The sequence below is a fragment of the Algoriphagus sp. genome, from assembly GCF_024642405.1.
Taxonomy (GTDB): domain Bacteria; phylum Bacteroidota; class Bacteroidia; order Cytophagales; family Cyclobacteriaceae; genus Algoriphagus.
Window position 1 is genome coordinate 1 of sequence record NZ_JAHEBC010000279.1, and the last position, 5143, is coordinate 5143.

Here is a 5143-nt window from a genome sequence, read left to right on the forward strand (position 1 = left end):
AAGTGAATGAGTTTGGAGGATCTTTAGAAGCTATCAATACGGCATATCTTGCTGATCAAAAAGCTTCCCCAGCAGCAGCTTCTGATTCTGTTTCTACAGAAAATTTGTCCCCTGAAGATTCTTTAAGAAATGCATTGGAGGCACAATTGGATCAAATCGATCCTATGAATCCTAATGCCGGAACTTCCCCTATTTTCAGTTTGCTTAAGGCAAATTACGGATTGGTTTACGATGTAAGAGATACTGTAACAATAAACAGAATCTTAAAAAGGGACCAGTACAAAGCAATGCTACCAAAGGACATCAAATTACTCTGGGCTGTAAAGCCTCAGGCACTTGAAGATGGAACAGAAGCTTTGGAACTTTATGCAATCAAAATTCCGAGAGGATCAGATCAAGCTCCTTTGGAAGGTGATGTAGTAACTGATGCTCGTCAAGTATTGGATCAAACATCTAGACCTGCGGTTTCTATGCAAATGAATGCAGATGGTGCTAGAAAATGGAGAAAATTAACAGCCGATAACGTAGGCCGAAGAATAGCTGTTGTACTTGACGACTATGTATATACCGCGCCTGTAGTAAATGGTGAAATCCCAACAGGACAATCTGAGATTTCAGGAAATTTCTCCTTATTAGAGGCACAGGATTTAGCAAATATCCTTAAGTCTGGATCTCTTCCTGCTCCAACCCAAATTGTAGAAGAAAGCATTATTGGTCCAACTTTGGGTAAAGAAGCTTTAAATCAGGGTCTGATTTCAATGGTTGCAGGTCTTGCAATTGTGGTTCTCTTTATGGTTGCTTACTATGCTAAAGGTGGATTGGTTGCAATCGCAGCATTGGTTTTCAATATCTTCTTCATCTTGGGTATTTTGGCACAGCTTCAATCTTCTCTGACTTTGCCAGGTATTGCAGGTATTGTATTGACTATCGGTATGTCCATTGATGCGAACGTTTTGATTTTTGAACGTATCAAGGAAGAACTCCAAAATGGCGTAGGGCTTATTGCAGCGATCAATGCAGGTTACAGCAAAGCATTCTCAGCGATTCTTGACTCTAACGTAACAACTTTCTTAACTGGTGCTATTCTCTATGCCTTAGGTCAAGGTCCTGTAAAAGGATTTGCAATTGTATTGATGATAGGTATTGCTTGTTCATTCTTCTCAGCGGTATTTATTACAAGAGTAATTGTCTCTTGGATGAGCAAGAAAGGAGATAAGAGTTCTATTAGTTTTGCGACTCCATTTGCAAAAAATGCTTTAAGTTCTTTGAATATCGACTTCCTAGGAAAAAGGAAAGTTGCTTATCTGATTTCTACTGGAATTATCATAGTAGGTTTAGCTATTGCAGGCATCAACGGATTAAAGTTTGGAGTTGATTTTACAGGAGGTAGATCATACATCGTTGCATTTGCTGAGCCTGTTGCAGCTTCAGAGTTGAAAACGGGACTTGATGGTGAGTTTGATGGTTCTGTAGAGGTGAAGACCTATGGTGCTACCAATGTTTTGAAAGTAACTACTTCTTATTTGGTTAATGAAGATGATGATGCTTCAAATAAAGAAGTAGAATCTAAAGTAAAAGAAGGGATTGCTAATGTGATGGGCTTCGAGTTCAGTGAAAATGCTGAAGACCTTGCCTCTAATCAATTTGCAATCACTGGTTCCTCTAAAGTAGGTGCTACAGTAGCAGATGATATCAAAGCCTCATCAGGTGAGGCTATGATTGCTGCTTTGATAGCAATCTTCCTTTATATCCTGTTGAGATTCCGTAAGTGGCAATTCTCTTTGGCATCTATTATTGCATTGATTCATGATACTTTGTTCGTAATCGCGGCTTTTGCAATTGCAAGCGCATTTGGAGCCACCTTCGAGATTGATCAAGTGTTTATTGCAGCTGTCTTGACAGTCATCGGTTATTCTATCAATGATACTGTAATTGTATTTGATAGAATCAGAGAGAATATAGAAAACAGAGGAACTCATAGATTGGTAAAAGTATTTAACGATGCTATCAACCAGACTTTAGGAAGAACTTTGATTACTTCATTTACTACATTAATTGTGATTATTGTGTTGTTGGTATTTGGAGGTGAGGTGTTGAGAGGCTTCTCTTTCGCATTATTCATAGGAATCTTGGTTGGTACTTATTCCTCAGTATTCATTGCAACCCCAATTGTTGTAGATTTAATGAAGAGAGAAATAGACCATGAAGAGGTAAAAGAATCCAAGAAATTGGCATAAATCCAAATCAACTACCATTTAAAGGAGCGGGAATTAACTCGCTCCTTTTTTATTGTCTAAAAGGCTAAAAAAAATCTTATCTTTTGAAATTATTTTATAGTATGAAATCAATTTTAAACTTAACGAACATCATTTTTACATGAAAATTTCAAAAGAGGACTTCGAGTCAATGAAAGCCAAGTATGACAAAGAAGTTAAAAAAGGCAAGCCAGCCAAAGACAATAAAGGAAAGGACAAAACAGATCAAACGAATTGGATTTTTTTTAACAGAGAAACTTTAGAAGGGCTTTTGGCGAAAGCTGATAAAGATCCAAAAAAAGGAGGCATTCAGTTTTACATCACTGAATACACAGAAGAGGTTGCAGCTAAATATCATCCAAAAGAAGTAGAACAATTAACCGGTGCATTGACCATCGTCATGAGACCAGCAAATCTAGATCAAAACAATCTGACTCTGAACAATCCTGAAGAGGACTACCAAAATGATGGTGTCTTATGTCCTCCTTTCTGTGATCCCGAACCTACCAACTCCTAATAATGGATAGTAAATTCTGGGATGCCTATGTTAATTATTATACAATCACCATAGATTGTTTATTGATCATAGGAATATATTTCTTTCTAAAATTACCTAAGGAAAAAAAAGCCAATAGTACCTATTGGCTTCCTTTATTAATTATAGGTTTTTCCGTTTTTTATGAAGCTTTTGGAGCTTATGCTAATTACAATTTTGAATTTAAAAAAGCAGTCAATGCCTTTCTAGGAAATACTGAAAACCCAAAATATAACATTTGGATATATAATATTACCAACAAACAAATTTCCACTTTACTTAATTTGTTATTGATAAAAAAATTAATTGAGCCAACCAAGAAGATATATTTAAGATGGATGATCATATTTTTCATTATGGTGGCCATCATATTACAACTTACAGGTGTTGAACCTTTATATTTAAATCAGCCCATTATTGCCGTCATGGCCGCAAGTATGATATTAATTGGGAGTGGTCTTTATTTTATAGGATTGATCAGCAATGAACAATATTTAAATTCTAAACCAATCCATTTAATTTCGTTTTGGTTAATGACTTTTCTGCTATTCACCTATTCTTTAACCTATATTAATTCTGTAGCACGCATCTATATTTATGAGATTAACCCTCAAATAGCATTGAGTTTAGCTCATATTGATAGAATCCTTGGGATTTTTCTCAGGTTAACTCTCCTTTTGATTATTATTTCGCCAATGCTTCCTAAAGTTTTTAACAAAGAACCATCCTTCGAGTTTAAATCATCTAAAAAACCGGGAAAAGCATCCGATTTATCTTCCCAAATTTGATGATTATTCTAGGAGGATATCAAGACTGTAAAGCTTTGACTAAAGACCCAAAGTAAAAGTGATGGATGAAAGATTGATTGAAGCCTTTTTTACTGCCTATCCGCAATACACCATTCCACCTGATTTGCTCCTCCTGATTGGAATAGTTGTTTTTATAAAATTGCCAAAGGAAAAAAAAAGGAATATTCACTTTTTGCTTCCTTTTGTAATTCTGTGCTTCACCGTTTTTTATGAAAACCTGGGAAGTTACACGAACTACAATTATGAGTTCAAAAGATCAGTAAACGCATATTTAGGAAATTCCGAGTATCCTAAGTTCAATCTCTGGCTTTTTAACGTAGCTAAAAGACAGGTAGGTACTATTCTTTATTTAATGCTGATCAAGTCATATGTAAGACCTTTCAAAAGAAGGGTTATCAATTGGTTGATTTTTATTTTTATAGTGATGGCATTAATACTACAACTTTCAGGTATTGAGCCCATTTATTTGAACCAACCTATCATCTTTGCCATCGGGGCAAATATGATCTTATTTGGAAGCGCTTTGTATTTTACCGACTTGATTACCCTTCCCTCATATCTAAAAAGCAATCCATTGAGATTAGCTTCATTCTGGCAAATGACCGCTCTTATATTCACGTTTACCTTAAGTTACATCAGCTCTGTGGCGTTAATTTATCTCTATGAAGTCAATCCAATATTAGGTGCTGCGCTGCAATCAATAGGGATTTATATGGGGATTTTAACTTTAGCAATTTTGACAATTAGTATTGCTTCTCCATTGCTTCCGAATATATTTGATAAAGAACCATTTTTTCAATCCGCATAAATGTTCACAAAAATTGATCGAAAAAAAATATTATCATGGATTTAGAAAGAAACTGATTAATCAACAGACAAAACTCAGCAATGGGAAATGGATAGCAGATTTATAGAGGCATTTGGAGGCTGGTATTTGGTTATCCTTGATGTTTTGTTGATAGTGGGAGTCATATGTTTCTTTCGATTGCCCAAAGTAAAAAGAGTCAACAGCTACTATTGGCTTCCTTTTTTGATTTTGGCTTTTACATTCGTATATGAAAATATCGGGGCTTATACGAATTATAACTTTGAGTTTAATAAAACTGTAAATGCATTTTTGGGAAATCCTGAAAACCCCAGATATAATCTTTGGCTTTTTAACATAGCTAATAAACAAATCTCTACTATTCTTTATCTTTTTTTAATAAAATCATGGATAGAATCATCCAAGAAAAAATACATCAATTGGATGATTATCCTTTTTATTATTGTTGCATTGATTCTTCAATTGACTGGAATCGAACCGCTTTATTTAAATCAACCTATTATTTTTGCGATGGGCGCAAATATGATTCTGCTTGGTAGTGGTCTTTATTTTATAGGTCTAATAACCAATGATAAATATTTAGAAACTACTCCCTTCAGACTCGTTTCTTTCTGGCAGATGACATTTATTCTATTTACATATTCATTGACCTATATTAATTATGTTGCTGTCTTATACCTCTTTGAGATCAATCCTCAACTTGGAAGGAGTATAGCCT

5 protein-coding genes are annotated in these 5143 nt (G+C 34.9%); all 5 read left to right on the forward strand.

Annotated features, from left to right (window positions below; all coding sequences use genetic code 11):
* Positions 1-2237: protein translocase subunit SecD (gene secD, locus Q0L68_RS16045; RefSeq protein ID WP_296705143.1), on the forward strand; the 2237-nt coding region annotated here is incomplete at its 5' end.
* 139 nt (positions 2238-2376) lie between these two features.
* Positions 2377-2772: a molecular chaperone DnaK gene (locus tag Q0L68_RS16050; RefSeq protein ID WP_296705145.1), complete on the forward strand. Its 396-nt coding sequence runs from the start codon at positions 2377-2379 to the stop codon at positions 2770-2772.
* 2 nt (positions 2773-2774) lie between these two features.
* Positions 2775-3578, forward strand: a complete 804-nt coding sequence (locus Q0L68_RS16055) for a histidine kinase (RefSeq protein WP_296705147.1) — start codon at positions 2775-2777, stop codon at positions 3576-3578.
* A gap of 61 nt (positions 3579-3639) precedes the next feature.
* Positions 3640-4407, forward strand: coding sequence for a histidine kinase (locus tag Q0L68_RS16060; protein ID WP_296705148.1), 768 nt, complete (start codon positions 3640-3642; stop codon positions 4405-4407).
* Between the two features lie 87 nt (positions 4408-4494).
* Positions 4495-5143, forward strand: a 649-nt coding sequence (locus Q0L68_RS16065; RefSeq protein ID WP_296705149.1) for a histidine kinase, incomplete at its 3' end; no start/stop codon positions are given.

Bases quoted from the DNA above. Each gene is read 5' to 3' on its own strand.
- Q0L68_RS16050 (WP_296705145.1), top strand. From the start codon at position 2,377: ATGAAAATTTCAAAAGAGGACTTCGAGTCAATGAAAGCCAAGTATGAC.
- Q0L68_RS16055 (WP_296705147.1), top strand. From the start codon at position 2,775: ATGGATAGTAAATTCTGGGATGCCTATGTTAATTATTATACAATCACC.
- Q0L68_RS16060 (WP_296705148.1), top strand. From the start codon at position 3,640: ATGGATGAAAGATTGATTGAAGCCTTTTTTACTGCCTATCCGCAATAC.